This is a genomic window from uncultured Cedecea sp. (assembly GCF_947498825.1).
GTDB lineage: Bacteria > Pseudomonadota > Gammaproteobacteria > Enterobacterales > Enterobacteriaceae > JGM124.
The window spans coordinates 1-711 of sequence record NZ_CANMLV010000058.1 but is presented as its reverse complement, the minus strand read 5'-3'; the positions used below and the strand labels follow the sequence as shown (position 1 = coordinate 711).

1 protein-coding gene is annotated in these 711 nt (G+C 48.8%); it reads left to right on the top strand.

What is annotated here, in order from left to right; translation table 11 throughout:
• Positions 1-67: 67 nt before the first annotated feature.
• The coding region (locus Q1A40_RS22905; protein WP_300006084.1) for a DUF6708 domain-containing protein at positions 68-711 on the top strand (644 nt) is incomplete at its 3' end.

Here is a 711-nt window from a genome sequence, read left to right as displayed (position 1 = left end):
GGCCGGAGGAGGTGGCGCGTGAGTCCAGCACGGCCCCGGAAGAGGATTAACATTTCAGGGACAGATAATGGGCAAGACTGAACAACAACTGGCAAAGCAGGCAGAGCATGAGGCAAAGCATCAACCACTGCGTTCATGCTTAAATCATCCGGTTGGAGGATGGACAGAGGATTTACCTGAGAAGGCAGAAGACTGCAGCTTTCCCCCACAACTGATTTGGGTGAATGAACTCAACGATGTGTGGATGGAGCTCCCGCGCTATATGAATTTGGACAGGAAAGGGATCTGGTCCCCCCCATTTTTACTTTTTATTGTGCCAATTCTGATGGCCTTCCTTATTATATTGCCTGAGGAAGCTTTTTATACACTTTCAATATTTTCATTCTCTTTTGTTATATTTCTTTCGTTATTCTCTGCCTTATACCGAATAAAATCTGTGCTGTTCGAACCCCAGGGAGCCCCCGTTCGCTTTAACCGCAAGCGGCAAAAGGTTTATGTCTACGGATTCAAGAAAAGCTTCCTGCCGTGGAGGCGCTGGCATCCGGTGATTAAGGAATTTGACTGGAAAGATATTCACGGAGAACGGGTGATGATACAGACAGATGCTGACCAGGGGCACCGTATTTACTGTGCGGTCTGCAAGCCGGGCACTTTTGATGTAGTGGATCGCTTTATCCTGACCTGGACCGTGGACGGAATCGACGAGGCGGG